This is a genomic window from Arthrobacter sp. CAU 1506 (genome assembly GCF_005047635.1).
Lineage (GTDB): Bacteria > Actinomycetota > Actinomycetes > Actinomycetales > Micrococcaceae > Crystallibacter.
This window is the reverse complement of record NZ_SUKC01000003.1, coordinates 61,926-88,138: the sequence shown is the minus strand read 5'-3', so window position 1 is coordinate 88,138 and position 26,213 is coordinate 61,926. Positions and strand designations below refer to the sequence as shown.

Here is a 26,213-nt window from a genome sequence, read left to right as displayed (position 1 = left end):
ATGGCTTTAGAGTTTTCGCGGGTGGGATTTGCCCCTGACTACGTCGACTATGAAGAAGGCTGGGCGCTGCAACGCCGGCTGCACAGCGAAGTGGTGGCGGGCACCGCCCCCAGCACGGTGCTGCTGCTGGAACACAGCCCGGTGTACACGGCGGGAAAGCGGACCGAAGAACACGAACGCCCGCTGGACGGCACCCCGGTGGTCAGCGTGGACCGCGGCGGCAAGTTGACGTGGCACGGCCCCGGCCAGCTGGTGGGCTATCCGATCGTGGCCCTGCCCGATCCCACGAAAGTGGCCGACTACGTCAACATCCTGGAGCAGGTCCTGATCAACGTGCTCGCCGACTATGGCGTGGCCGGCACCCGCATCGAAGGCCGGTCCGGCGTATGGATCGACGCCGACGAACGCGGCCCTGCCCGCAAGATCGCCGCCATCGGCATCCGGGTCAACCACCGGGTGACCATGCACGGCTTCGCCCTCAATTGCCGGAACGATCTGGCCCCTTACAGCCAGATCATCGCCTGCGGTATCACCGATGCCGGCACCACCACCATCCAGGCTGAAACCGGACTGGACGTTGCGCCTGCCGACATTGCCGACCGGGTGGAAGCCGAACTCCGCTCATACGAATCTTCCTTGGTCAAAGCCGGCACCCCCGGAGCTGCGGCCACCGACACCGACCCTGGCCACCGCCAGACCGAAGGAGCCCTGCTGTGACGCTCGCCCCCGAAGGACGCCGCCTGCTGCGCGTCGAGGCCCGCAATGCTGCCACGCCCGTGGAGCGGAAGCCGGACTGGATCAAGGCCAAGGTCAACATGGGTCCCGAGTACGTGGCCATGAAGAACCTGGTCAAAAAGGAAGGGCTGCACACCGTCTGCGAGGAGGCAGGCTGCCCCAATATCTTCGAGTGCTGGGAAGACCGCGAAGCAACCTTCCTGATCGGCGGTTCGGAGTGCACGCGGCGCTGCGACTTCTGCCAGATCGACACCGGAAAGCCGTCGCCGATCGACATCCTGGAGCCCACCAAGGTGGCCCAGTCGGTCCAGCAGATGAACCTGCGCTACGCCACCGTCACCGGCGTGGCCCGCGACGATCTGGCCGACGAGGGCGTGTGGCTCTATGCCGAGACCGTCCGGAAGATCCACGAGCTCAACCCGGGCACCGGCGTCGAACTCCTGATTCCGGACTTCTCCGGCAAGCCCGAGCACATCGCAGCGATCTGCGACGCCAAGCCGGAGGTGTTCGCGCACAACGTGGAAACCGTGCCGCGGATTTTCAAGCGCATCCGGCCGGCCTTCCGCTACGAGCGTTCGTTGGACGTCATCACCCAGGGCCGCGATCAGGGCATGGTGACCAAGTCCAACCTGATCCTGGGCATGGGGGAAACCCGCGAAGAGATCTCCGAGGCGCTGCGCGACCTGCATGCCGCCGGCTGCGACCTGATCACCATCACGCAGTACCTCCGCCCGACCGAACGGCACCACCCGGTGGAGCGCTGGGTCAAGCCCGAGGAATTTGTTGAGTTGAGCCAGGAGGCCGAGGAGATCGGCTTCCTGGGCGTGATGAGCGGACCCCTGGTGCGCTCCTCCTACCGGGCGGGCCGCCTCTGGGCCACCGCCATGCGCAAGAAGGGCTTGGAGCTTCCGCCCGAGCTGGCCCATATTGGCGAATCCGGCAGTACCCGCCAGGAAGCTGCCACGCTGATTGCTTCCCGTTAACTGAACGGCCGGAACGACGGTCCGGGGCCGCCAGGCTGCCGGACCGTCGCCGTGTCCGGAGGCCGGGCGCGAGCGACCCGTCCGTCACGATAGAATTGAACATTATGGCCAATCGCACCGATTCCGACGCCCCGAAGCGGGGTCTCTTCTCACGCAAGCCCAAGGCTGAGAAGCCGTCCAAAGCCAACAAGCAGCCCGGCCGGCTGAAGCAGATCGGCCAGGTCTTCCAAATGACCCGGCGCAATGACCCGAACGTTGTCTGGTTCATGCTGCTGGCCTTCCTCGGCATCGTCGCCGTGGGCCTGGCCGTCGGCCTGCTGATCAACAACTGGATCACGCTGCTGATCATCTCGATCCCGCTGGGCCTGCTGGCTGCCACCTTCATCCTGTCGCGCCGGGCTGAACGTGCGGCGTTCTCGCAGATCGAGGGCCAGCCGGGTGCATCCGGAGCAGCGCTGAGCGTGCTGCGCCGCGGCTGGATCCTGCAGGACCAGCCGGTGGCCGTGAACCCGCGGACCCAGGACGCCGTGTTCCGCGCCGTGGGCCGCCCCGGCATTGTGCTGGTCACCGAAGGTCCCTCGCACCGCGTGCGCCAGTTGGTTGAGTCGGAGCGGCGCCGGATGCGCCGCATCCTGCCGAACGTCAAGATCCACGTGATCGAGACCGGCCACGGCGAGGGCCAGGTCGAGCTGAGCAAGGTGGCCAAGACCGTGCAAAAGCTCAAGAAGGAACTGACCAAGCAAGAAGTCAGCGCCGTGGACAAGCGGCTGCAGGCGCTGGGCAGCAGCAAGCTTCCCATCCCGAAGGGCGTGGACCCGTTCAAGGCCCGCCCGGACCGCAAGGCCATGCGCGGACGCTGATCCTTTCCTCAAAACGCACGTGAGGGGCTGCCGGTAACTAACCGGCAGCCCCTCACGCATTTCAGGAGTTTTCAGTTGTGCGCGTACCCTGCCGGCTCAGCGGCGGATCAGGATGGTCCCCATGGCCCGGTCATGAAGGCCGCGCTGGTCGGCGTCGAAAATGACCGCCGGAATCACCAGGCACAGCAGCACGGTGCGGACCACAGCCGGCAGCAATCCGGGAGCGGACCCGTCGAGTTTGCGCACCTGGATGCCGAGCAGACGGTGCCCGATGCTGTAGCCCAGGGTTCCGACGAGCAGCAACTGCTCGACGGCGAAGACGCCCAGGATGGCCAGCTGGCCACCGCCCAGGAACGCGTTGGCGATCGCGTAACAGAGCAGCCAGTCAATCAGCAGCGCCGCTATCCGCCGACCCGGCCGGGCTATTGAGCCGCTGCCGGTTTGGGGTAGCCCGAGCCGCTGGCCGGGCCATTGCTGCATGTTGGACTGCGGAGGGCCTTCAAGCCAGGAACCAAGATCGCGTCTACTTACCACCCCTCAAGTTTACCGGTCGGGCGATGACGCAGGTTTCCCGGGCCGGCGGGCTGGCGCCGGGCATCGGGCCGCCGCGCGGTGCCGCCGGACATGGGGCCCGCGTGCACCCCGCCGGGCATGGGCCCGCCCGCCCCTTAACCGCTCCCGCTGGCCAAGTGCCAAGACCGCGGACGGTAAGCTTGCAGTGCACATCGATTTAAGTAACCTGCCTGAAACAATTGCGACACTGACGGGAAATTCCCTGCTCCTACTGTTGTAACTGTTGCCGGCCCCGTAGAGCGGAGGCAGGTTCCCCCAGAATGCGTAAGGAGCATGACCCGATGTTCAAGAATGCGGACGAGGTCCTCAAGTACATCGCCGACGAAGACGTTAAGTTCGTCGATATCCGTTTCACCGACCTGCCCGGCGTCCAGCAGCACTTCAATGTGCCGGCGAAAACCGTTGACGCCGACTTCTTCGTGAACGGGCAGCTCTTCGACGGCTCCTCGATCCGCGGTTTCCAGGGCATCGCCGAATCCGACATGCAGCTGATCCCGGATGTCACTACCGCATTCATCGATCCGTTCCGCGTGGAGAAGACGCTGGCCCTGAACTTCTCCATCGTGAACCCGCGCACCGGCGACCCGTACCACCGCGACCCGCGCGGTGTGTCCGAGCGTGCAGAGGCCTACCTTGCTTCCACCGGCATCGCCGACACCGCGTTCTTCGCGCCGGAAGCCGAATTCTTCATTTTCGACGACGTCCGTTACCAGTCCAGCCCGGAGCACTCCTTCTACAAGGTGGACTCGGTCGAGGCGCACTGGAACTCCGGCAAGAGGGAAGAAGGCGGCAACCAGGGCTACAAGACTCCGGTCAAGGGCGGCTACTTCCCGGTTTCCCCCACCGACAAGCAGGCCGACCTGCGCGACGCGATCTGCGTGGAACTGGACGCCGTCGGCCTCGAGGTCGAACGGTCTCACCACGAAGTGGGTTCCGCCGGCCAGGCTGAGATCAACTACAAGTTCAGCACCATGACGCACGCCGCCGACGATCTGCTGAAATTCAAGTACATCGTCAAGAACGTGGCCGATGCCTGGGGCAAGTCCGCCACCTTCATGCCCAAGCCCGTCTTCGGCGACAATGGCTCCGGCATGCACTGCCACCAGTCGCTGTGGACCGGCGGCCAGCCGCTGTTCTACGACGAGAAGGGCTACGCCGGCCTGTCCGACACGGCCCGCTGGTACATCGGTGGCCTGCTCAAGCATGCTTCCGCCGTGCTCGCCTTCACCAACCCCACGGTGAACTCCTACCGCCGGCTGGTCAAGGGATTCGAGGCGCCGGTGAACATGGTCTACTCGCAGGGCAACCGCTCGGCGGGCATCCGCATCCCGATCACCGGTTCCAACCCCAAGGCCAAGCGCATCGAGTTCCGCGCCCCCGACCCCAGCTCGAACCCGTACCTGGCCTTCGCCGCCCAGCTGATGGCGGGCCTTGACGGGATCAAGAACCGCATCGAGCCGGCCGACCCGATCGACAAGGACCTGTACGAACTGCCGGCCGAAGAGGCCAAGGACATCCAGAAGGCTCCGGGTTCGCTGGAAGAAGCACTTGAGGCGCTGGAAGCGGACAACGAGTTCCTGCAGGCCGGCGGGGTCTTCACCCAGGACCTGATCGACACCTGGATCGCCTACAAGCGCGAAATGGAAATCGCACCGCTGGCAGCCCGCCCGAACCCCTACGAGTTCGAGCTCTACTACGGCTGCTAGGACACCCTTGCGGTGAACGCGGCCGTTCCGGCGGCCGCGGGATCGCGAACTCCTCGAGGCGGCCCACTATTGACCTCCGGCATTCAGTGGGCCGCTTTCGTGCGTTTAGGCCGCGCCGCTAGCGGCCCAAGGCCTTGCGGAATATGGCCACCACACCGACGAACACCAGCGCGGTGACCGTGAGCACGAACGAATACGCGACACCGATGCGCAGTATCACCAGCAGCACCAGGAACAGCACGAGGGCTACGATCAGCGCGCTCTTCACCGGCCGCGGGGTACGGCCGCTGAGCGTGGATCCTCCGTTTCCACCCATAAGCCACATTTTGCCACTCCCGCGCCACCACGTCCTGCCCCTGGCCAGGTCTTCCGTGTGCCTCCGGCGGCCACTGGAACGGTGTGGCCAGCGCGGGACGGTGTGGCCAGCGCGGGACGGAACTAGCGCGCAGCCGGCGCCAGCGCGCGGCGAGCTCAAGGAAGGAGCCAGCTAGGACCGGCGCCATCGTGCGGACGGTCCAGGCTGGGATGGCGCGGGCCGGGTTGCGCGCCTGAAAAGGCTAAAGACGCGTTTCGGTGACGGCGGTGAGCAGGAACACCGAGTCCTCCGATGCTTCGACGGAATGCCGTTCCTGCGGAATCACCGCCAACTGGTCCTGGTTGACCGCCATCCGGCCGGATGCCGAAACCACGGTCACCGACCCTTCAAGGACCAGCAGCGTACCGGCGAGCGGGGCGTTGTGCTCCCCCAGCTCGGCTCCGGCCTTCAGGGCGATCACGGTTTGGCGCAGCGGGCCGTCCTGCGCCACCAGAACGGCGCTGCGTCCGTGTGGCGACCCAACCGCCACGGTCAGATGTTCACGTCCAACCACATCGATGTCGGTCATCGGGCGTCTCCTTACGCTTGGCTTCCGGCCTCAGCCTAGCCCCGGTCCCCTGTCGGCAGCCATCAAACATGGGAGGGGCCGACGGCGGTGCCTCCCGGCACGGGTCGGCAGATCAGGTGCCGTACCCGTAGAAGTAGCGCTCGAAGATGGCCCGGGCGCGGCGGGTCAGGCGCAGATAGTCTTCTTCGATCGCCGCCGCATTCCCCGGCTCGTACCCGCACCAGCGGGCCACCGCTTCCAGGTCCCGCCGCGACGCGGGAAGGAGGTCGGAATTCTTCCCGGCCCAAACAACATTGGCTGAACGGATCCGGGTGGCCAGGCTCCAGCTGCGGCCCAGGGCGGCGGCGTCGTCTTCCGGAAGCAGCCCGGCGGCGGCGATGGCGGAAAGCGCCTCCAAGGTGTTGCTGGTGCGAAGCTCCGGACGCTCGTGGGCGTGCTGCAGTTGCAGCAGTTGGACCAGCCATTCCACGTCGCTGAGTCCGCCGCGGCCCAGCTTCAGGTGGCGGGCCGGATCGGCGCCGCGCGGCAGCCGCTCGGATTCCACCCGCGCCTTGATCCGGCGGATTTCGCGGACCTGCTCGCTGCTGAGGTCCGTCGGGTAACGGATCGGGTCCACCAGGGCGATGAAGTCCTCGGCGAGGGCGTCGTCTCCGGCCATTGGGCGGGCGCGCAGCAAGGCCTGCGCCTCCCAGACCAGCGACCAGCGCTGGTAGTACTCGCGGTACGACTCCAGCGACCGTACCAGCGGACCGTTCTTTCCTTCCGGACGCAGCGCCGCATCCACCTCCAGCACCCGTTCGGCCAGCACCGGCGGGGTGCACGGCTGCTTCAGCAGGGCGGAAATCCGGGCCACAATGCGCTCAGCCTGCTGCTGGGCCTGGTCAGGATCCGCGCCGGGCAGGGGCCGGTGCACGTACATCACATCGGCATCCGACCCGTAGCTGATTTCCCGCCCGCCCTGGCGGCCCATGGCCACCACCAGCAGCGCGGTCAACCGTTCCTCCGACTCCAGCACCGAGGTCTCCGCCACATGCAGTCCGCCGAGCACCGCCGCACGGTCGGCGTCGGCCAGGGCCGCGCCCACCTGGTGCTGCTCCAGCAGCCCGGAGGAGTCGGCCAGCGCGATGCGCAGCGTTTCCCGGCGGCGGATCAGCCGGATCAGCCGGATCGCCTCTTCCGGCACCGGATGGCGGGACATCTTGGACTGGATCTCCTGCCACTGGGCGTCGAAGCTCAGCGGCACCAGGTCCTTGTCCGTGCCCAGCCACGCCGTTGACTCCGGTGAAACCTCCAGCAGGTCGGTGATGAATCTGCTGCTGGAGAGGACGTGGCACAGCCGTTCGGCCGCGGAGCTTGAGTCGCGCAACATGCCCAGGTACCAGTGCGAGTCCCCCAGCCGTTCGCTCAAGCGCCGGAAGCCCAGCAGCCCGGCGTCGGGATCCACCCCGGAAGCGATCCATTCCAGCAGCACCGGCAGCAGTTGGCGCTGCAGCGAAGCCTTCCTGCTGACCCCTCCGGTGAGCGCCTCGATGTGGCGCATGGCGCCGCGCGGATCCAGATAGCCCAGGGCGGCCAGCCGGCCCTGGGCTGCTTCCGGACTGAGCCGCACTTCGTCCAGGCTCAGGTTGGACGCGGCGGCCAGCAGCGGCCGGTAGAAGATTTGCTCATGCAGCGCCCGCACCCGGCGCTTGGTCTGCTGCCATTTCTCCAGCAGCTCTGCCGGTGCCGGGCGCCGCTCCAGCAGCGCACCCTGTGCGGCCTTGGCCAGCACCCGCTGGGCCTGCTCGCCGTCGGGCATCAGATGCGTCCGGCGCAACTGCACCAGCTGGATCCGGTGCTCCAGGACACGCAGGAACCGATACGCCTCGTCGAATTCACGGGCGTCCCCACGGGAGATGTAGCCGGCCACGCTCAGGGCTCCGATGGCCGAGGTGGTGTCGCGCTGGCGGATCGACTCGTCAACGCGCGCATGGACCAGCTGGAGCAATTGGACCGTGAACTCGACGTCGCGGAGGCCGCCGCGCCCCAGCTTGATCTGCCGGCCGCGCTCATGGGCCGGGATGTTTTCGGTGACCCGGCGGCGCATGGATTGCACCGATTCGACAAAACCTTCGCGCTCGGACGAGGACCACACCAGTGGGGCGACCGCATCCTCGTACCGTCGGCCCAGATCGGCGTCGCCGGCCACCGCCCGGGCCTTCAGCAGCGCTTGGAACTCCCAACTCTGGGCCCAGCGCCGGTAGTACGTCAGATGGGAATCCAGCGTCCGCACCAGCGGCCCGTCTTTGCCCTCCGGCCGCAGATTGGCGTCCACTTCCCAGAGCCCGGGCTCCGGCCCCGGGGATGAGATCGCCCGCGCCGTGCCGGTGGCCAGGGCCGCGCCGATGGCGGCCGCATCGCCGTCGTCCAGCCCCTCGGCCTCGACGACGTACACCACATCGACGTCGGAAATATAGTTCAGCTCGCCGGCGCCGCACTTGCCCATCCCGATGATGGCCAACTTCACGGCCGCAACATCGTCTGGGCTGAAGCGTTCCGCCGTCTCGGCGCGCGCCACCGCCAGGCCGGCTTCCAGCGCCGCGGCGGCAAGGTCAGCAAGCTCCCGGCCGACCGCCGGCATAAAGTCGACCGGCGAGGCGGCGCAGAGGTCGCGGATGGCGAGTTCTGCCAGGTGCCGGCGGTAGGTGCTCCGCAGCTCGGTGTAGGCATCCTTGCCGGACAGGGAGGCGACCGGTTGTTCGGCGAGCGGATCCGCCCCGACGGCGTACAGCATCGAACTGCGCAGCCGGGAGGCCGGGACGCTGCCGGGCTCCGGCCCGATGTCCGTTTCCAGCACGTCCAAGTGCTCGGGCCGGCGCAGCAGGAAGTCGCCCAGTGCTTCCGAGGCCCCGAGCAGCCGGAACAGGGCTTCGCTGCTGTCGCCACCGGTATTGATGATCTCGGCCAGGGCGGGGTTCTTCTCCAGCAGCCGGACCAGCGAGACCAGTGCCTGATCGGGGTCGGCGCTGACGGCGAAGCCTGCGTCCAGCCGCTCCGGGGTGACCTCGGACAGTTCCTTGGCCTGCAGGAAGCGGGTGCTGCGCTCCAGGTCGTGGAAGCCTCGGGCGATCAGGCGCCGGTTGGTGAGCACTTTCGTCGACCTAGAGGATTCCGATGTTGCGCTTCAGCTCGTGCGGGGTGACCTGCAGCCGGTAGTCGTGCCATTCGGCCCGCTTGTTGCGCAGGAAGATTTCGTAGACCTGCTCGCCCAGGATGCCGGCGACCAGCTCCGACTCCTCCATCGCCCGGATGGCGTCGTGCAGGCTGGACGGCAGCGGGTCCAGTCCCATGGCGCGCCGCTCCGCGGTGCTCAGGCTCCAGACATCGTCCTCGGCTGCCGGCGGCAGTTCGTAGCCTTCCTCGATGCCCTTCAGGCCGGCGCCAAGCAGCACCGCGTAGGACAAGTACGGGTTGGCCGCCGAGTCGATGCCGCGGTATTCGACGCGGGCGGACTGGCCCTTGTTCGGCTTGTAGAGCGGAACCCGCAGCAGGGCGGAACGGTTGTTGTGGCCCCAGGAGATGTAGCTGGGGGCCTCTCCCCCGCCCCACAGCCGCTTGTACGAATTGACGAACTGGTTGGTGACGGCGGTGAACTCCGGCGCGTGGTGCAGGATCCCGGCCATGAATTGGCGGGCCGTTTTGGACAGCTGGTATTCGGCGCCGGCTTCGAAGAACGCGTTCGAGTCGCCCTCAAACAGGGAAAAGTGGGTGTGCATGCCGGAGCCCGGGTGGTCGGAGAACGGCTTGGGCATGAAGGTGGCATAGATGCCCTCCATCAACGCCACTTCCTTGACCACTGTGCGGAAGGTCATGATGTTGTCCGCGGTCTGCAGGGCATCGGCGTAGCGGAGGTCGATTTCGTTCTGCCCGGGGCCGGCCTCGTGGTGGCTGAACTCCACCGAGATGCCCACGTTTTCCAGCATGGTCACGGCGGTGCGGCGGAAGTCCTGTGCCACCCCGCCGGGCACGTGGTCGAAATAGCCGGCTTGGTCCACGGGCACCGGAATCCCGTCCGGACCCAGTTCGTCGGACTTGAGCAGGTAGAACTCGATCTCCGGGTGGGTATAGCAGGTGAAGCCCATCTCCGCCGCCTTGCTCAGCGTCCGCTTCAGCACGTTGCGCGGATCGGCGCTGGAGGGCTCGCCGTCGGGCGTGAGTACGTCGCAGAACATCCGCGAGGTCTGCTCCGCCTCGCCCCGCCAGGGCAGGATCTGGAACGTGGTGGGATCCGGCTGGACCAGCATGTCCGACTCGAAGACACGGGCCAGGCCCTCGATCGAGGAACCGTCGAAGCCGAGCCCCTCTTCGAACGCACCTTCCACCTCAGCAGGAGCCAGCGCCACGGATTTCAGCGACCCGACGATGTCCGTGAACCAGAGCCGAACAAACCGCACGTCGCGCTCTTCGATGGTACGGAGGACAAATTCCTGCTGACGGTCCATGGGCTGCCTTTCACTGTGTCCGCACGCGGTTCTGAAGTGGCATCTCAAGCCGCTTGCCAGAGCCTGCCGTGTACTTCTCCTTAGCCTACTGGCAGCAACCCCGAAGTTTCCGCCCCGGTAACGCTTCCGCGCCCAAGTGGAGCAAGCAGACGTCTGAGGATTAGGCTCTATCACATGCCCACTTCACAGCCTTCCGGCGCTGAGCAGCCGGCTCCTTACGGCACGTCCGCGGCGGCTGCGGCCTCGCGCCCGGCTCGACGCACCCGCATCCACCACCTGCAACAGGCCAAGGACGAGGGCCGCCGCTTCGCGATGCTGACGGCCTATGACCAGTACACCGCGGAGATTTTCGACGCGGCCGGGATCGAGGTGCTGTTGATTGGCGACTCGGCGTCCAACAACGTGCTGGGCAACGAGACCTCGCTGCCGATCACGGTGGACGAGATGCTGCCGCTCTGCCGGGCAGTCGCCCGTTCGGCCCGCAGCGCCTTCGTTGTCGCCGACCTGCCCTTCGGCAGCTACGAGGTCTCGCCGGCGCAGGCAGTGGAAACCGGTGTGCGCTTCCTGAAGGAAACCGGAGTGCACGCGGTGAAGATGGAGGGCGGCGCCTACTATGCGGACACCGTCCGGGCCCTGGTCCAGGCGGGCGTCCCGGTGATGGCCCATATTGGCTTCACTCCGCAGAGCGAGCATGCGCTGGGCGGCTACCGGGTGCAGGGCCGCGGCGACGACGCCGGGCGGCTGATTGACGATGCGCTGGCGCTGGAAGCGGCCGGTGCTTTTGCGGTGCTGATGGAAATGGTCCCGGCCGAGGCTGCAGCCAAGGTGGACCACGCCCTGCATATTCCCACGGTCGGGATCGGTGCTGGCCCGTCCACCACCGGCCAGGTTCTCGTCTGGCAGGACATGGTGGGCCTGCGCGGCGGCAAGATGGCCCGGTTCGTCAAGCAGTACGCGGACGTGCGGAGCATCATTTCCGACGCCGCTGCCGCCTTCCGCTCGGACGTCCAGGACGGCGCGTTCCCCGGCCCGGAGCATTCCTTCTAGGCCAAAGCATCTGTCCAGGCCTGAGCAACACTCCAGGACGGCGGAAAGCCGCCCAGCCGCATATATCTTGCTGCCGCGAGAGGGCGGACGCGGTCAGTCGTCGTCGTCCTGGGCGTCCCACGCCTCGTTGCGCTGCTGCACCTTTTGCAGCGCCTGTTCGGCCTCGGCGCGCGTCTCGTAGGGGCCGATCAGTTGCGTCCAGTCGGACTGCGCGCCCACTTCCACTTCGTGGGTGACGACGTTGTACCAGAATTCCGCCATGCCAGCCTCCTTAAAGTCCATGGCGCCGCCGCCGGGCCATGGAGCGCCGACGTCTCGCTCGGGCACCGCTGCAGCACCTATATGATCGATACTATGCCCCACAACGCAGCAACAGCACCCGTCGGAACCCTCGTTCAAGGCACCGTCAGCCCCACCTTGCCGGTCCCCGCTTCCATCGAGCGCCCCGAGTACGCGTGGAAACCGGCGCCTGCCAAATTCACCGGTTCCGAGGTAAAGACACCGGAGACCATCGATAAAATCCGCACCGCCGGACGGATCGCTGCACAGGCCATTGTGGAGGTCGGCAAGCACATCGAACCGGGGGTCACTACCGATCAACTGGACCGGATTGGCCACGAGTTCCTGCTGGACCACCACGCGTACCCCTCCTGCCTGGGCTACCGCGGTTTCCCGAAGTCGATCTGTTCGTCGATCAATGAAGTGATCTGCCATGGCATCCCGGACACCACCGTGGTGCAGGACGGCGACATCATCAACATCGACATCACCGCGTACCTGGACGGCGTCCACGGGGACACCAACCACACCTTCCTGGTGGGCGACGTCGATGAGGAATCGCGCCTGCTGGTGGAGCGCACACAGGAGTCACTGCGCCGCGGTATTAAGGCGGTGGCGCCTGGCCGCGAAATCAACGTCATTGGCCGGACCATCGAGTCCTTCGCGAAGCGTTTCGGCTATGGAGTGGTCCGCGATTTCACCGGCCATGGGGTCGGCGAAGCGTTCCACACCGGGCTGATCATCCCGCATTACGACGCCGCGCCCGCCTACAGCCGGCTGATCGAGCCGGGCATGGTCTTCACCATCGAACCGATGCTGACCCTGGGCACCGTCGACTGGGAGATGTGGGACGACAACTGGACCGTGGTGACCAAGGACCGCAAACGGACCGCGCAGTTCGAGCACACCCTGGTGGTCACCGACTCCGGCGCGGAAATCCTGACCCTGCCCTAGACCGGCACCGCCTCCGCACCGGGTAGGCTACCGATTGTCCGGCTCCGCACGCCGGCTACAAGCGCACACGGAGGTGGCATGGCGACCCAGGACGCCAAAAACAGCAAGGCAGCCAAACGGGCAGCACGCTCGGCGATCGGGATCGATATCGGCGGAACCGGCATCAAGGGCGGCATCGTCGACCTCAAAAAGGGAGACTTGGTCGGCGAACGCATCCGTTACGACACTCCCCGTCCGTCCACTCCGGAAGCAGTCGCCGAGGTCGTTGCGCGCATCGTCACCGAACTCTGCGCGCGCCCGGACGGCCCGGGACCGGAGCGCCCGGTGGGCGTCACGTTCCCGGCCATCATCCGCCATGGGGTCGCCCGGTCGGCAGCCAATGTCGATCCCAGCTGGATCGGCACCGACGTCGATTCGCTGCTGACCGACAAGATGTCCCGTCCGGTCCAGGTCATGAACGACGCCGACGCGGCCGGGCTGGCCGAGGCGCGCTATGGTGCCGGGGCCGGGGTGAAGGGCACCCTGCTGGTGATCACCCTGGGCACCGGCATCGGCTCGGCGTTCATCTTCAACGGCAAGCTGGTTCCCAACGCCGAACTGGGGCATCTGGAGCTGGACGGGCACGACGCCGAGACGAAGGCCTCTGCCGCTGCCCGTGAACGCGAAGACCTGGACTGGGAGGAGTACGCGAAACGCCTGCAGCGTTACTTTTCCCACGTGGAGTTTTTGTTCTCGCCGGAACTGTTCATTGTTGGCGGCGGCATTTCCAAACGCAGCGAGGACTTCCTGCCCCTGCTTCAGCTGGCCACACCGATCATCCCCGCGCAGCTGCGGAACAATGCGGGCATCGTCGGGGCGGCGCTGCAGTCGGCCATACACTTTGGATTCGCCAAGTAGAAAAGTTGGTGCCGGTGGCGGCCTCGGCTTCCCCTCCGCAGCCGCCACCGGAGTCTGAGTGCGCTATTGCGCTGTCAACGGCCGTTGCCGGCCTTCCGGCCCCTGCTGGCCGTTTTTCCGCGCATCGCGGCGCAACTGGTCGATGGCGGATTCGAAATCCTCCAGCGACTCATAGCCCTGGTAAACGCTGGCGAACCGCAGGAAGGCGATCAGGTCCAGCTTCTTCAGCGGTCCGAGGATCGCCAGGCCCACCTCATGAGCGTCGATTTCCGCGGCCCCGCTGGCACGGACCGATTCTTCGACTTCCTGTGCCAGCATGGCCAGGTCGTCTTCCGTGACCGGCCGCCCCTGGCACGCCTTGCGCACGCCGTTGACCACTTTGGTGCGGCTGAATGGCTCACTGACGCCCGAGCGCTTGATCACGCTGAGGCTGGTGGTCTCCACCGTGGTGAAGCGGCGCCCGCAGGCCGGGCACTGCCGGCGCCGGCGGATCGCCGAACCGTCGTCGGTCAGCCGGCTGTCCACCACCCGGGAATCGGAGTTGCGGCAAAACGGACAATACACGCAACACTCCTTCCGTGGGGGGGACACCAACAAATTCATCCTAGAACTAGATCTAGGTGAATTACAAGACTGTGATTACTACATGTTGGGGTTCGGCCCGCTCAGGCGAACCGGATCGCTACTGCATCGCCATGTGCGGGGAGGTCCTCCGCCCGGGACAATGCGCCGATGTGTCCGCTGACCTCCCGCAACGCTGCGCTGCCATAGTTGATCACCTGGACCGCGCGCAGGAAAGTGGTCACGTTGAGCCCGCTGGCGAAGGTGGCGGTGCCGCTGGTGGGCAGCACATGGTTGGAGCCGGCGCAGTAGTCGCCCAGGCTCACCGGGCTGTAATCGCCCACGAAGATCGCGCCCGCATTGCGGATCCGGGCGGCCACCGCCGCGGCGTCGGTGGTGTGGATTTCCAGGTGTTCGGCGGCGTAGGCGTCGCACACCGCGATGCCCTGGTCCAGCCCATCCACCAGGATGGTGCCCGACTGCGGTCCGGCCAGCGCCTGGCGAACGCGCTCGGAGTGCTTGGTCCTGGCGATCTGGACGCCGAGTTCCCCGCGGACGGCCTGCGCCAGTTCCTCCGACGCGGTGATCAGGACGGAGGCGGCATGCGGGTCGTGCTCGGCCTGGCTGATCAGGTCGGCGGCCACGAAGGACGGATTGGCGGTGTCGTCGGCCAGGATGGCTATTTCGGTGGTGCCGGCTTCGGCGTCAATGCCCACCACGCTCTTGACCAGCCGTTTGGCCGTGGCCACGAAAACGTTGCCGGGTCCGGTGACGACGTCCACGGGTTCCAGTGCCGGGCCGTGCTCGTTGGCCGGCACGCCGTAGGCGAACGCGGCAACCGCCTGCGCGCCGCCGATGGCATAGACCTCGTCAATGCCCAGCAGCTTGGCGGCGGCCAGGATGGTGGGGTGCGGCAGCGACCCGAAGTCCTTCTGCGGCGGCGACGCCAGCGCGATGGACGCCACGCCTGCGGCCTGTGCCGGCACGACGTTCATGACCACGGAGGATGGGTACACGGCCAGTCCGCCGGGGACGTAGAGCCCCACGCGGTTCACCGGGATCCACTTGTGCGTGACCACTGCCCCGTCACTGATCTCGACGTCGGTGTCCCCCGGCACTTGTGCCGCGGCGAACCGGCGGGCACGCACGATGGACTCCTCCAGCGCGGCACGCACCTGCGGGTCCAGCTGCTCCAGTGCCTCGTCCATGGCCGCCGCCGGCACCCGGGGATGAAGCTGCTCCACACCGTCGAACCGGCGCGCGAGATCGGCCAAGGCGGCATAACCGTCCGCGCGCACCTTGCCGATGATCTCCTCGACGGCGCCGGTGGCGGCGTCGAACGTGGTCTCCGCCCGGGGCATGGCGGCTTTCAGCTCGGCGGTGCCGAGGCTGCGGCCGCGCAGGTCCAGCGTGGGGAAATCGTCAAAGGCTTTGGCTGCAGAAGTCACCCACCCATTCTACTGACCGCCCGCCGCCTGCTGGGTCAGGCGTCGAGGCAGGCAGGCCCCAGCAGCACCTTGAGGTCGCCGAACAGCGAGGGGTTCGGATTGACCCGCAGGTCCACACCCAGCCTCATCACCTCGACCTTGCGGGAGCTGTTCAGCCGCACCTGCACTTCGGTGGTGCCGGGATGGGTGCGCAGCACGTCCCCCAGCGCGGTCACCACCGACTCGGTCGCCTTGAAGCTCGCCATCGAAATCACCACCGGCCCGGAATGCCCGTCGCTCAGGTCTGGCACGGTCAGTTCTTGCGCATTCAGCGTGACTGCCCCGTCGTCGCGGCGCTGCAGCCGCCCGCGGACCACCACAATCAGGTCCTCGGCCAGCACGGTGGCGATCGGCGCATAGGCCTGGCCGAAAAACATGACCTCCATCGAGCCGCCGAGGTCCTCGACTTCGGCCCGCGCGTAGGCGTTGCCGCTGTTCTTGGCGATCCTGCGCTGCAGCGAGGTGATCATGCCGGCAATGGTGATGATCTGTCCGTCCGGCGGCCCGTCTTCGCCGATCAGCGAAGTGATCGACATGTCGGCGTGCTGGCTCAGGATCCCGTCCAGGCCCTGCAACGGGTGGTCGGACACATAGAGGCCCAGCATGTCGCGCTCGAACGCTAGCTTGTCCTTCTTGTCCCACTCGGGCAGGTCCGGCACATCCACCGCGAGGCCGCCGGCGGTTTCGCCGCCGTCGTCGAACGCGCTGAAAAGGTCGAACTGGTTGGCGGCCTCGTTGCGCTTGAGCACGATGACCGAATCCACCGCCTCTTCGTGGATCATTGCCAGCGCGCGGCGCGGATGGCCCAGCGAGTCAAACGCGCCGGCCTTGACCAGCGACTCGATGGTGCGCTTGTTGCAGACGACGGCCGGAACCTTCTGCAGGAAATCGCTGAAGCTGGCGAAGTTGCCCTTCTCGTCGCGGGCGGCCACCATGGCGTGCACCACGTTGGCGCCGACGTTGCGGATGGCGCCCATGCCGAAGCGGATGTCCTTGCCCACAGGGGTGAAGTTCAGCGCGGATTCGTTGACATCCGGCGGCAGCACGGTGATGCCCATGTGGCGGCATTCGTTCAGGTACAGCGCCAGTTTGTCCTTGTCGTCGCCCACCGAGGTGAGCAGCGCGGCCATGTATTCGGCCGGGTAGTGCGCCTTCAGGTAGGCCGTCCAGTAGGAGACCAGGCCGTAGGCGGCCGAGTGTGCCTTGTTGAAGGCATAGTCGGAGAACGGCAGCAGGATGTCCCACAGCGCCTTGATGGCCGCCTCGGAGTAGCCGCGGTCCACCATGCCCTGGTGGAAGCCCTCATACTGCTTGTCCAGCTCGGACTTCTTCTTCTTGCCCATCGCACGCCGCAGAATGTCCGCTTGGCCCAGCGAGAAGCCGGCCACCTTCTGGGCGATCGCCATCACCTGCTCCTGATACACGATCAGGCCGTAGGTGGTGTCCAGGATTTCCCGCAGCGGTTCTTCCAGCTCCGGGTGGATCGGGGTGATCTCCTGGAGGCCGGTCTTGCGCAGGGCGTAGTTGGTGTGCGAGTTGGCGCCCATCGGACCCGGCCGGTACAGGGCGATCACGGCGGAGATGTCTTCGAAGTTGTCCGGCCGCATCATCTTCAGCAGCGACCGCATCGGGCCGCCGTCGAGCTGGAAGACGCCCAGGGTGTCGCCGCGGGCGAGCAGTTCGTAGGACCCGCGGTCGTCGAGGTCCAGCGTTTCAAGATCCAGGTCCACGTCCTGGTTCATCTTGATGTTCTCGATGGCGTCGGTGATGATCGTCAGGTTGCGCAGGCCGAGGAAGTCCATCTTGATCAGGCCGAGGCCTTCACAGGTGGGATAGTCGAACTGCGTAATGACCTGGCCGTCCTGTTCCCGGCGCATGATCGGAATGATGTCGATCAGCGGATCCGAGGACATGATCACGCCGGCTGCGTGCACACCCCACTGGCGCTTCAGCCCTTCCAAGCCCAGGGCGGTTTCGAAGACCTTGGCGGAATCTGCGTCCGACTTGAGCAGTTCGCGCATCTCCTCGGCCTCGCCGTAGCGCTTGGCGCTGGGATCGTGCACTTCCTTCAGCGTCAGGCCCTTGCCCATGACATCCGGCGGCATGGCCTTGGTCAGCCGCTCGCCGGTGGAGAACGGGTAGCCCATCACGCGGGAGGAGTCCTTCAACGCCTGCTTGGCCTTGATGGTGCCGTACGTGACGATCATGGCCACCCGGTCGTCACCGTACTTCTCGGTGACGTACTTGATCACCTCGGGGCGGCGCCGGTCATCGAAGTCAACGTCGAAGTCAGGCATCGAGACGCGGTCGGGGTTGAGGAAGCGTTCGAAAATCAGTCCGTGCTTGAGCGGGTTCAGGTCGGTGATGCGCATCGCGTAGGCCACCATCGAGCCGGCGCCGGAACCGCGGCCCGGGCCAACCCGGATGCCGTTGTCCTTAGACCAATTGATGAAGTCGGCCACCACCAGGAAGTAGCCGGGAAAGCCCATCTGCAGGATGATGCCAATCTCATATTCGGCCTGCTTACGCACGTCGTCGGGGATGCCGGTCGGGAACCGGTAGTGCAGTCCCTTCTCGACCTCCTTGACGAACCAGGATTCCTCGTTCTCGCCCTCCGGCACCGGGAACACCGGCATGTAGGAGGCCTTGGTGTTGAACTCCACGTTGCAGCGCTCGGCGATCAGCAGGGTGTTGTCGCACGCTTCCGGCACGTCGCGGAAAATGGCCCGCATCTCCGCCGGGGACTTCAGGTAGAACTCGTCGGCGTCGAACTTGAAGCGCTTGGGGTCGGCCAGCGACGAGCCCGATTGCACACACAGCAGTGCCGCGTGCGATTTCGCATCCTCGGCGTGGGTGTAGTGAAGGTCGTTGGTGGCCACGAACGGCAGCCCAAGTTCGCGTGCCAGTTTCCGCAGGTCGGTCTGCACGTTGCGTTCGATGTCCAGGCCGTGGTCCATCAGCTCGCAGAAAAAGTTTTCCTTGCCGAAGATGTCCCGGAAGTCGGAGGCCGCCTGCTTGGCTTCGTTGTAGAGGCCCAGCCGCAGCTTCGTCTGGACTTCGCCGGATGGGCAGCCGGTGGTGGCGATCAGGCCCTTGCCGTAGGTCTGCAGCAGGTCCCGGTCCATTCGGGGCTTGTACAGATAGCCTTCCAGCGACGCCAGCGACGAGGCGCGGAAGAGGTTGTGCATGCCCTCGGTGGTCTCGGCCCACATGGTCATGTGGGTGTAGGCGCCGGCGCCGGAGACGTCGTTGCGTCCGCCGTCGCCCCAGCGCACGCGCGTCTTGTCCGCCCGGGCGGTGCCCGGGGTCAGGTAGGCTTCGACGCCGACAATCGGCTTGACCCCGGCGTTGCGGGCCTTGCTCCAGAAATCGAAGGCACCGAAGACGAACCCGTGGTCCGTCGTCGCCACCGCGTTCATGCCCAGTTCCTCGGTGTGGCTGAACAAGTCCGTCAGCCGCGCGGCCCCGTCGAGCATCGAGTACTCGGTGTGGTTGTGAAGATGAACGAAGGAATCGTTGCCGGTCTTGGAAGAAGTCACTGCTGCCACCGTTTCATTCTAGGTGTCGGAGCCAGCCAGTCCGGGCTACACGCGGTGTTCGGCCAGTGCCTGCAGCGCGTAAGCCAGGTCCTGCGGGTACTCGCTTTCGTATTCGACCCATTCCCCGGTGCCGGGGTGATGGAAGCCAAGCTTTTTGGCGTGCAGCCATTGCCGGGTCAGGCCCAGCGCTGCGGCAAGTTTCGGATCGGCGCCGTAGGTCAGGTCGCCCGCACAGGGATGCCGGAGCGCCGAAAAGTGGACGCGGATCTGGTGCGTCCGGCCGGTTTCCAAATGGACTTCGACCAACGAGGCCTTGCCGAAAGCCTCGATGACCTCATAATGGGTCAGCGAATGGCGTCCGTCCTCGACGACGGCGAAGCGCCAGTCGTAGCCGGGGTGCCGGCCGATCGGCGCGTCGATCGTGCCTTCCAGCGGATCGGGCAGTCCCTGCACGAGGGCGTGATAGACCTTGTCCACCGTGCGGTCCTTGAAGGCTCGCTTCAGCAGCGTGTAGCCGTGTTCTGTCTTGGCCACCACCATCACGCCGGACGTTCCCACGTCCAGCCGGTGGACAATCCCAGCCCGTTCGGCCGCACCCGACGTCGAAATCCGGTAGCCGCGCGCAGCCAGGGCGCCGACCACGGTGGGGCCCACCCAGCCCGGCGACGGATGCGCTGCCACGCCCACCGGTTTGTCGATGACGACGAAATCGTCCTCGTCTCCGAGAATCTTCAAATCCTCAACCTCTTCCACCACGACGGCGAGCGGATCCCGCTGCTCCGGGACGGTGATGCGCAGGCTTCCCTGTCCCGGCAACTTCGCCGATTTGGCTATGGCACGGCCATCCAGTTGCACGTGTTTGTCGCCGAAAAGTGCCGCTGCGGCCGTGCGCGAGATGCCCAGCTGCGCGGCCACCACCGTGTCCGCCCGTTCGCCGGCCGTCCCGGCGTCCAGCTCGACGACCCTGACGTCGTCAGTCACCGCTCTCCCCTGCCGGCTTGCCCCCATCGAGCGGCTTCCCGTCCCCGCCCGATGTGCGGTCCGCGGTCTTGGCGGTCTGCCGGGTGCCGTCCATGCCGATGCCCATGAAGGTCAGCACGCACCACAGGATGACCGCGCCGACGACGGCGGAGTCCGCGATGTTGAAGATGGCAAAGTTCGGGAAGGCGATGAAATCCACCACGTGCCCGACGCCGAAAGCCGGTTCTCGGAACAGCCGGTCGGTCAGGTTGCCCAGCGCGCCGCCGAGCAGGAAGCCGAGCGCCACCGACCACCACAGGGAGCGGACCTTGCGGGCGTAAACCAGGATCGCGATGGCTACCGCCGACATCACCAGGGTAAACACCCAGGTGTGGTCCTGGCCGATGGAGAACGCCGCACCCGAGTTGCGGATGAAGTGCCAGTGCAACAGCGGCGGCAGCACCGGAGTGATCTGCCCCTCGGTCATGGTGGACACGACCCACCACTTGGTCAGTTGGTCAAAGGCATAGGCGAAGGCCGCGCACCCGGCCAGCAGCAGGATGAACCGGCCGCTGCCCTTGCGTTGTCCGGCGTCGGCCGCCGCCCCTTCGTTGGATGGATCAGCTGCCGGTGGAGTTTCTGACATGTCTCTCTCGTCTTCAGTGCCGTCCGGGGCACCGCTGCGGTGTCCAAAGGCAATGGCCGGCGGCAGGATGATCCCGGCGCCGGCCATGGGGAGCCCTGTCGAACAGGGCCGTCAGTTACCTTCCGCGCTTACGCGTCGGCGCTGTCCTTGACCTCGGGGGCAGCGAAGGAGCCGCGGGCTTCCAGATCGCGCAGCTGGCCTTCGATGTAGGCCTTCAGACGGGCGCGGTAGTCGCGCTCGAAGCCGCGCAGCTGCTCGAGCTTGCGCTCCAGCACAGCCTTCTGCTGCTCGAGGTTGCCCAGGGTCTTGCGGCTCTTTTCTTCGGCGTCATTGACCAGGCTGCTGGCTTCGAGCTGCGCCTCGGCAATGATCTTGTCCCGCTGCTCCACGCCGGCGGTGACGTACTCGTCGTGGAGCTTCTGGGCCATGGCCAACACGCCTGCAGCCGACTCGGCGGTAGCGGAGCGGTCGGTTTCGGGAGCTGCGGCGGCGGCCGGAGCCGGCTTCGGCTCTTCCTTCGGCTTGACCTCGACCTTGGGCTCTTCCTTGACCTGTTCCCGGACCTGTTCGGTCTTCGGTGCGGCGGAGACCGGGGCCGGCACGGAGGCCTCCGGAGCCTGGCCCGACGTGGCTTCAGCCAGCTTCTTGCGAAGTTCGTCGTTCTCCTGGTTCAGCCGGCGGAGTTCAACGACGATCTCATCGAGAAAGTCGTCAACCTCATCCTGGTCATAGCCTTCGCGGAACTTAGTCGGCTGGAACCGCTTGTTGACAACGTCTTCTGGCGTCAAAGCCATCTGGTCACCTCATACTGGTTCGTGTGGGTCATGAATGCAACGTGCTGGATTCATAACAACGGTAGCGAATAGTCCCCGTGCAACGGACATCCGCCAGCTATATCTGAATCAGAATATATCGTTTCGGAGACGAACACTAACGCACCTTCGGTCAGGCCAGCCCCGCCACAACCGCCATCGCGATGGTCACGGCAAGGAACAGCACCAGGAAGGCGAGATCGAGCGCGAATCCGCCGATCCGCAGCGGCGGAATGATCCGCCGAAGGCCCTTCAGCGGCGGGTCGGTCACTGTGTAGATCACGGAAGCCGCGACCAGCGCGATGCCGCGAGGCCGCCAGCGCCGGGCGAAGGCCTGCACGACTTCGAAAACGATGCGCACGATCAAGGCCAGTTGGAACAACATCAAGATCAGGTACAGCAGGACGAAAATGATGGACACGCCTGTTCCACGATTCCTAGCGCTAGAAGGATTTTGACGGGCGGCACGCCTCCCGGAAAGTGCGGCAGGCTAGCTCTGGTTGAAGAAGCTGGCCTGCTGGTCGCTGGACTTGCGGTCCTCACCCAGCACTTCCACGCTTGACGGCGAGAGGAGGAAAACCTTGTTGGTTACCCGCTCAATGCTACCGTGCAGGCCGAAGACCAGGCCGGCAGAGAAATCGACCAGGCGCTTGGCTTCCGCTTCGCCCATATCGGTGACATTCATGATCACCGGGATGCCGTCCCGGAAACTCTCGCCGATCACTTTGGCATCGTTGTAGGAGCGGGGGTGCACGGTGGTGATCTGGTGCAGCACGGTGGCATCCTCGCGGGCGGACGGAGCGCGCTTGATCGGGGTCACCGGTGCCCGGTATTCCTCGGCAGCCGGCTTGACCGGTGCCGCTGCAGGCTCGGCACGGCGCTCCTGTCGGGGCTGGTCCACGGGCTGCTCCTCGTCTCGAGCGGCCGTGTCCGGCTGCTCGGGTTCGTAGTGCTCGTCACCATCGGCGAGCCCAAGATAAATCATTGTCTTGCGCAGTGTGCCTGCCATGGTAGCTCCCATCCTGTCTTCAGCGCTGCTGTCTGCCTTGCGCGGTCCCCGGTCATGAAAATGGGGTCCGGCACAGAGCCTGCCTAGCCAAAACGCTACCGCACCGCCGGTCGTGGTCCGAGGACATCTGATCCGACACGGAGGTGTGTCGCGCCCGCGGCCACCGCTGCTTCCAGGTCCTGGCTCATCCCCGCCGAGATCATGTCGGCCCCGGGATGCTCTTGCCGGAGCAGTTGCGAGAACTCCGCCAGCCGGTCGAAGGCGCGGGCCGGGTCTGCCCCCAACGGCGCAACCGCCATCAGCCCCGCCGGAGTCAGCCCCTCGGTCTCCTGAAGGGCAGTGGCCAGCGCGCGGATTTCTTCGGGCCGGGCACCGCCGCGCGCCGCCGTTCCGGCGGCCTGCGGCAGGTCTGTTTCGTCAAGGTCCACTTGGATCAGGCAGCCGAGGGCCGCACGCCGCTCCAGCCCGGCAGCCTGCCGCCGTTCCTGCTCGGTGGCCATGGCCTTGCCCAATGCGCGGACCAGCTGCGGCCGGTCCACCGAATGGATCAGATCGGCGTAGCGGACCACCGACTTCGCCTTGTTGGTTTGCAGTTGTCCGATGAAATGCCAGCGCAGCCCGCGGCCGGCCAGCTCCGCCGCCTTCGCGGCAGCTTCCTGGTCCCGATTCTCCCCGACGTCGCGCACACCCAGGTCATGCAGCAGCGCGACGTCGGAGGCCGGGAAGAACTTCGTCACCACAATCAGGTCCGGTTCCGCCGGGCGGCCCGCGGCGGCCCGGGCGATCCGGGCCCGGACTCGTTCCAGGTTCGCCGCGAGTTCGGCCTTCCGGGTGTTGCTGTTCATGCGTCCTTCCAGACCAGACCGGCGAACCGGCCGGTGCTGTGATCCCGCCGGTAGGAGTACAACCGGCTTTCTTCCCTGGTGCAGCCAGGCACCCGGTGCGCCTCCACACCGAGTCCGGCCAGTTCTGCCGTGGCGCCGGCGGCGAGGTCCAGTGCCGGCGTGCCCCAGGCGGTCCGCGACGCCAGCTCGGGAATCCGGGCGGTGGCATCGGCCTGCATGTCTTCGGGAACCTCATAGCAGGCCCCGCAGATGGACGGGCCGATCCATGCCTGCAGTTCGGCGGCGCCCGCATCACGAAGCCCCGTCACGGCGTTGGCCAGCACGCCATCCAGCAGGCCGCGGCGGCCGGCATGGGCCACCGCAGTGGCCGCGCCTCCGCCGGGCAGCGTCCCCACCAGCACCACCGGCAGGCAGTCCGCCACCATCACGGCCAGCGGCGCCCCGCCGTCGGGACTTACCAGCGCATCGGCCGTCACGGCCGGCTGCGACGAAGCGGGACCGTCGGCTGCGACGACCGCGGCATCGGCGGAGTGCACTTGGTTCATGAAGCGCAGCGAGCCGGCCGGAACCTGCAGGGCATCCTCCAGCAATCCGCGCCGACGGCGCACGGCGGCGGCGTCATCCCCCACATGGAGGCCCAAATTGCCGGCCGAGCTGTCGGTAAAAGCGGCCCACACACCGGTGTGGACCTGCTGCTTCCACCAGAACACTGCCGAATCCTTCTTGGGCTGGTTACTTCAAGAAATCCGGAACATCCAGGTCGTCGACACGGCCCGAGCTGAGGTCCGGCTCAACGATGGCCGGAAGGTCCATGTCGAAGCCTGCATCGGCGGGAATGTGTGCGGGCTGCGCCACCATGCCGCCGAAGCTATGCTCGGTCGGTTCGGAAACCGGCACGGAGGGCTGTGCCGCAGGGACCGCGGGAGCACCGGCCGGCGCCACGGCCGGCTTCTGGGTCGGGGCAGCGGAGGTGACGTCCACCTGGTCGAAGCCGGCGGCGATGACGGTCACCCGCGCTTCGTCGCCGAGCGCATCGTCGATGACGGCGCCGAAGATGATGTTCGCCTCCGGGTGGGCGACCTCCTGCACCAGTCGCGCGGCCTCGTTGATTTCGAACAGGCCAAGATCCGATCCGCCCTGGATGGAGAGCAGCACACCGTGTGCACCGTCGATGGATGCTTCCAGCAGCGGAGACGCAATGGCCAGTTCGGCGGCCTTGACTGCGCGGTCCTCTCCGCGGGCGGAGCCAATACCCATCAGCGCCGAGCCGGCACCCTGCATCACGGACTTGACGTCGGCGAAGTCAAGGTTGATCAGGCCGGGCGTGGTAATCAGGTCGGTAATGCCCTGGACGCCGGACAGCAGGACCTGGTCGGCGGACCGGAAGGCATCCAGCATGGAGACGTTGCGGTCGCTGATGGAGAGCAGTCGGTCGTTCGGGATCACGATCAGGGTGTCGACTTCGTCGCGCAGCGTCTCGATGCCGGTTTCGGCCTGGTTCGACCGGCGGCGGCCCTCGAACGTGAATGGCCGGGTGACGACACCGATGGTCAGCGCGCCGAGCGAACGGGCGATCCGGGCCACCACGGGTGCGCCGCCGGTACCGGTGCCGCCGCCTTCGCCTGCCGTCACGAAGACCATGTCCGCCCCGCGCAGGACTTCCTCGATCTCTTCGGCGTGGTCTTCGGCGGCCTTGCGGCCCACCTCCGGGTCCGCTCCGGCACCCAGCCCGCGGGTGAGTTCCCGTCCGACGTCGAGCTTGACGTCGGCGTCGCTCATCAACAGTGCCTGGGCATCCGTATTGATGGCGATGAACTCCACGCCGCGGAGCCCCACCTCGATCATCCGGTTGACGGCATTCACGCCACCGCCGCCGATGCCGACGACTTTGATGACGGCCAAGTAATTCTGCGGTGCTGCCACGTCCTGTGTCCCTTGCTCGAGTCTGTGCACTGATCAGTTCTGCCGAAGCGGGCGGGTACCCGGTCCGGTAGTTTCACCTGAACCTTAACCTTCAACTTGAAGGTTAGAGTTATGTCAAGTAGTTCCTATCCGAGACGCTAGACGGAAGGTTGGGCTGGCACAATGACCGGACTCCGCGTGTCGCGCGATCGGCGGCTGCTGCATATTTCCGGCCGTCCTTCACGGGTCTCAGCGGGTCACCGGCCGCGTGGGGGTGCTCACATCGATGACGCTGGCTTTGCCCTTGACGCCCTTCGCCTGCAACAGCGCCTGCAGCACGGTGGCTTTGAGTTCCTGCTGCCCGGCGTTGCCCCACAGCACCTTTTGGCCGTTGCTCAATTGGAGTTCCACCGAGTCCACTGACCGGGCCGAGGCATGGTCGAGCTGCTTCAGCACCTCCGGCGACAGCGCGCCGAGCACGCCGGTGATGGACGCGAAGACGTCGGGATCCTCGGCCGCCTTGTCCCCGTCGATCAAGGGAAGTTTCGCCTCGCTGCGTTTGCGGACCGAGGCCAGCGCCTTGCCCGATTCGTCGATCAGCACGAATTTCTTGCCGTCCTTGAGAACGGCAACCGGGGTGTGCTCGATAATCCGGACATGCAGTTCGGAGGGCGGTTTGGCGACGACCTCCACGGACTCGACCGCCGGAAGGTGGTCCACGTGGCCGGCCACTTCCCGTTCACCGACGCGCGCCAGGGGGATCCCCTTCAACGGCTCCAGTGCCTCGCTCAGCGCGGCAGAGTCGGTCAGTTTGGTCCCCTCGACGGTGATGGTCTTCACCGCCAGCGCCGGCGATAGAAAAATGACCGACATCATGACGGCAAGGAGCACGACGACGGTGCCTGCCGCGATCAGCAGCCGGCGCCGGGTCTTCCGCCGGGCAGGTTCGGGGAAGCTGACCACCGTGCTGTCGGATCCGCCGGGGCCTGGGAGCTGGGACGAGCCCGCCTTGTGGCCGCGCCACCGCTCCAACGCGCCCGCCATGCGCTGCTG

At 66.3% G+C, this 26,213-nt stretch carries 25 protein-coding genes; 7 read left to right on the top strand and 18 right to left on the bottom strand.

All coding sequences use genetic code 11. The features are described 5' to 3' along the window. The 3 genes from lipB (at position 1) to E4J89_RS05420 (ending at position 2,578) form a co-directional block, all read left to right on the top strand. Positions 1-717: a lipoyl(octanoyl) transferase LipB gene (lipB, locus tag E4J89_RS05430; RefSeq protein WP_136785092.1), complete on the top strand. Its 717-nt coding sequence runs from the start codon at positions 1-3 to the stop codon at positions 715-717. Further along, positions 714-1,718, top strand: a complete 1,005-nt coding sequence (gene lipA / locus E4J89_RS05425) for a lipoyl synthase (protein ID WP_136785091.1) — start codon at positions 714-716, stop codon at positions 1,716-1,718. Before lipB ends, lipA begins: the two co-directional genes overlap by 4 nt. 104 nt (positions 1,719-1,822) lie before the next feature. After that, positions 1,823-2,578 carry a DUF4191 domain-containing protein gene (locus tag E4J89_RS05420; RefSeq protein WP_136785090.1) on the top strand — a complete coding sequence of 252 codons (756 nt, stop codon included), beginning with the start codon at positions 1,823-1,825 and terminating at the stop codon, positions 2,576-2,578. Positions 2,579-2,674: 96 nt separating this feature from the next. Here E4J89_RS05420 and E4J89_RS05415 read toward each other — a convergent pair whose 3' ends face one another. Continuing rightward, positions 2,675-3,112: an RDD family protein gene (locus tag E4J89_RS05415; RefSeq protein ID WP_136785089.1), complete on the bottom strand. Its 438-nt coding sequence runs from the start codon at positions 3,110-3,112 to the stop codon at positions 2,675-2,677. 320 nt (positions 3,113-3,432) lie between these two features. Between E4J89_RS05415 and glnA the strand changes: the two genes are divergently transcribed. After that, on the top strand, positions 3,433-4,857 hold the full coding sequence (gene glnA / locus E4J89_RS05410) for a type I glutamate--ammonia ligase (RefSeq protein ID WP_136785088.1): 1,425 nt from the start codon (positions 3,433-3,435) through the stop codon (positions 4,855-4,857). A 118-nt stretch (positions 4,858-4,975) separates the two neighbouring features. Here the strand turns inward: glnA and E4J89_RS05405 are convergent, their stop codons facing one another. The 4 genes from E4J89_RS05405 to E4J89_RS05390 all read right to left on the bottom strand — a co-directional run bounded on the left by E4J89_RS05405 (position 4,976) and on the right by E4J89_RS05390 (position 10,222). Continuing rightward, positions 4,976-5,173, bottom strand: a complete 198-nt coding sequence (locus E4J89_RS05405) for a hypothetical protein (protein WP_136785087.1) — start codon at positions 5,171-5,173, stop codon at positions 4,976-4,978. Positions 5,174-5,414: 241 nt separating this feature from the next. After that, a complete protein-coding gene (locus tag E4J89_RS05400) occupies positions 5,415-5,741 on the bottom strand; it encodes a cupin (RefSeq protein ID WP_136785086.1) in 327 nt (108 codons plus the stop codon). A 112-nt stretch (positions 5,742-5,853) separates the two neighbouring features. Continuing rightward, entirely contained in the window at positions 5,854-8,871 is a 3,018-nt protein-coding gene (locus E4J89_RS05395) for a bifunctional [glutamine synthetase] adenylyltransferase/[glutamine synthetase]-adenylyl-L-tyrosine phosphorylase (protein WP_136785085.1), read from the bottom strand. Between the two features lie 10 nt (positions 8,872-8,881). Next, positions 8,882-10,222: a glutamine synthetase family protein gene (locus E4J89_RS05390; protein WP_136785084.1), complete on the bottom strand. Its 1,341-nt coding sequence runs from the start codon at positions 10,220-10,222 to the stop codon at positions 8,882-8,884. Positions 10,223-10,396: 174 nt separating this feature from the next. Between E4J89_RS05390 and panB the strand changes: the two genes are divergently transcribed. Next, entirely contained in the window at positions 10,397-11,269 is an 873-nt protein-coding gene (panB, locus tag E4J89_RS05385) for a 3-methyl-2-oxobutanoate hydroxymethyltransferase (protein WP_136785083.1), read from the top strand. Positions 11,270-11,362: 93 nt separating this feature from the next. Here the strand turns inward: panB and E4J89_RS05380 are convergent, their stop codons facing one another. Beyond that, the gene (locus tag E4J89_RS05380) at positions 11,363-11,530 is read right to left on the bottom strand and encodes an SPOR domain-containing protein (protein ID WP_136785082.1); all 168 of its coding nucleotides are present in this window, start codon (positions 11,528-11,530) and stop codon (positions 11,363-11,365) included. 93 nt (positions 11,531-11,623) lie between these two features. Between E4J89_RS05380 and map the strand changes: the two genes are divergently transcribed. Then, positions 11,624-12,502, top strand: coding sequence for a type I methionyl aminopeptidase (map, locus tag E4J89_RS05375; RefSeq protein ID WP_136785081.1), 879 nt, complete (start codon positions 11,624-11,626; stop codon positions 12,500-12,502). Between the two features lie 78 nt (positions 12,503-12,580). Continuing rightward, on the top strand, positions 12,581-13,399 hold the full coding sequence (gene ppgK / locus E4J89_RS05370) for a polyphosphate--glucose phosphotransferase (RefSeq protein WP_136785080.1): 819 nt from the start codon (positions 12,581-12,583) through the stop codon (positions 13,397-13,399). 63 nt (positions 13,400-13,462) lie between these two features. Here ppgK and nrdR read toward each other — a convergent pair whose 3' ends face one another. From nrdR to E4J89_RS05310, 12 genes are all read right to left on the bottom strand, one after another. After that, positions 13,463-13,963, bottom strand: a complete 501-nt coding sequence (gene nrdR, locus E4J89_RS05365) for a transcriptional regulator NrdR (protein WP_136785079.1) — start codon at positions 13,961-13,963, stop codon at positions 13,463-13,465. A 101-nt stretch (positions 13,964-14,064) separates the two neighbouring features. Next, entirely contained in the window at positions 14,065-15,408 is a 1,344-nt protein-coding gene (gene hisD, locus E4J89_RS05360; protein ID WP_240691730.1) for a histidinol dehydrogenase, read from the bottom strand. Between the two features lie 35 nt (positions 15,409-15,443). After that, positions 15,444-18,986, bottom strand: a complete 3,543-nt coding sequence (dnaE, locus tag E4J89_RS05355; protein WP_136785270.1) for a DNA polymerase III subunit alpha — start codon at positions 18,984-18,986, stop codon at positions 15,444-15,446. A 45-nt stretch (positions 18,987-19,031) separates the two neighbouring features. Further along, entirely contained in the window at positions 19,032-19,967 is a 936-nt protein-coding gene (locus tag E4J89_RS05350) for an RluA family pseudouridine synthase (RefSeq protein ID WP_240691729.1), read from the bottom strand. Beyond that, entirely contained in the window at positions 19,960-20,592 is a 633-nt protein-coding gene (gene lspA / locus E4J89_RS05345; RefSeq protein ID WP_136785077.1) for a signal peptidase II, read from the bottom strand. Before lspA ends, E4J89_RS05350 begins: the two co-directional genes overlap by 8 nt. Positions 20,593-20,720: 128 nt before the next feature. After that, positions 20,721-21,386 (bottom strand): DivIVA domain-containing protein, encoded by a 666-nt coding sequence (locus E4J89_RS05340; protein WP_136785076.1) that lies wholly within the window; start codon positions 21,384-21,386, stop codon positions 20,721-20,723. Positions 21,387-21,537: 151 nt separating this feature from the next. Next, on the bottom strand, positions 21,538-21,825 hold the full coding sequence (locus tag E4J89_RS05335) for a YggT family protein (protein ID WP_136785075.1): 288 nt from the start codon (positions 21,823-21,825) through the stop codon (positions 21,538-21,540). Between the two features lie 69 nt (positions 21,826-21,894). Continuing rightward, positions 21,895-22,413, bottom strand: a complete 519-nt coding sequence (gene sepF, locus E4J89_RS05330; RefSeq protein ID WP_136785074.1) for a cell division protein SepF — start codon at positions 22,411-22,413, stop codon at positions 21,895-21,897. A gap of 95 nt (positions 22,414-22,508) precedes the next feature. Next, a complete protein-coding gene (locus E4J89_RS05325; RefSeq protein WP_136785073.1) occupies positions 22,509-23,258 on the bottom strand; it encodes a YggS family pyridoxal phosphate-dependent enzyme in 750 nt (249 codons plus the stop codon). Beyond that, on the bottom strand, positions 23,255-23,968 hold the full coding sequence (locus tag E4J89_RS05320; protein ID WP_136785072.1) for a polyphenol oxidase family protein: 714 nt from the start codon (positions 23,966-23,968) through the stop codon (positions 23,255-23,257). Before E4J89_RS05320 ends, E4J89_RS05325 begins: the two co-directional genes overlap by 4 nt. 22 nt (positions 23,969-23,990) lie before the next feature. Next, positions 23,991-25,181, bottom strand: a complete 1,191-nt coding sequence (ftsZ, locus tag E4J89_RS05315) for a cell division protein FtsZ (protein WP_136785071.1) — start codon at positions 25,179-25,181, stop codon at positions 23,991-23,993. 228 nt (positions 25,182-25,409) lie between these two features. Continuing rightward, positions 25,410-26,204, bottom strand: a complete 795-nt coding sequence (locus tag E4J89_RS05310) for a cell division protein FtsQ/DivIB (RefSeq protein ID WP_136785070.1) — start codon at positions 26,202-26,204, stop codon at positions 25,410-25,412. Positions 26,205-26,213: the final 9 nt, after the last annotated feature.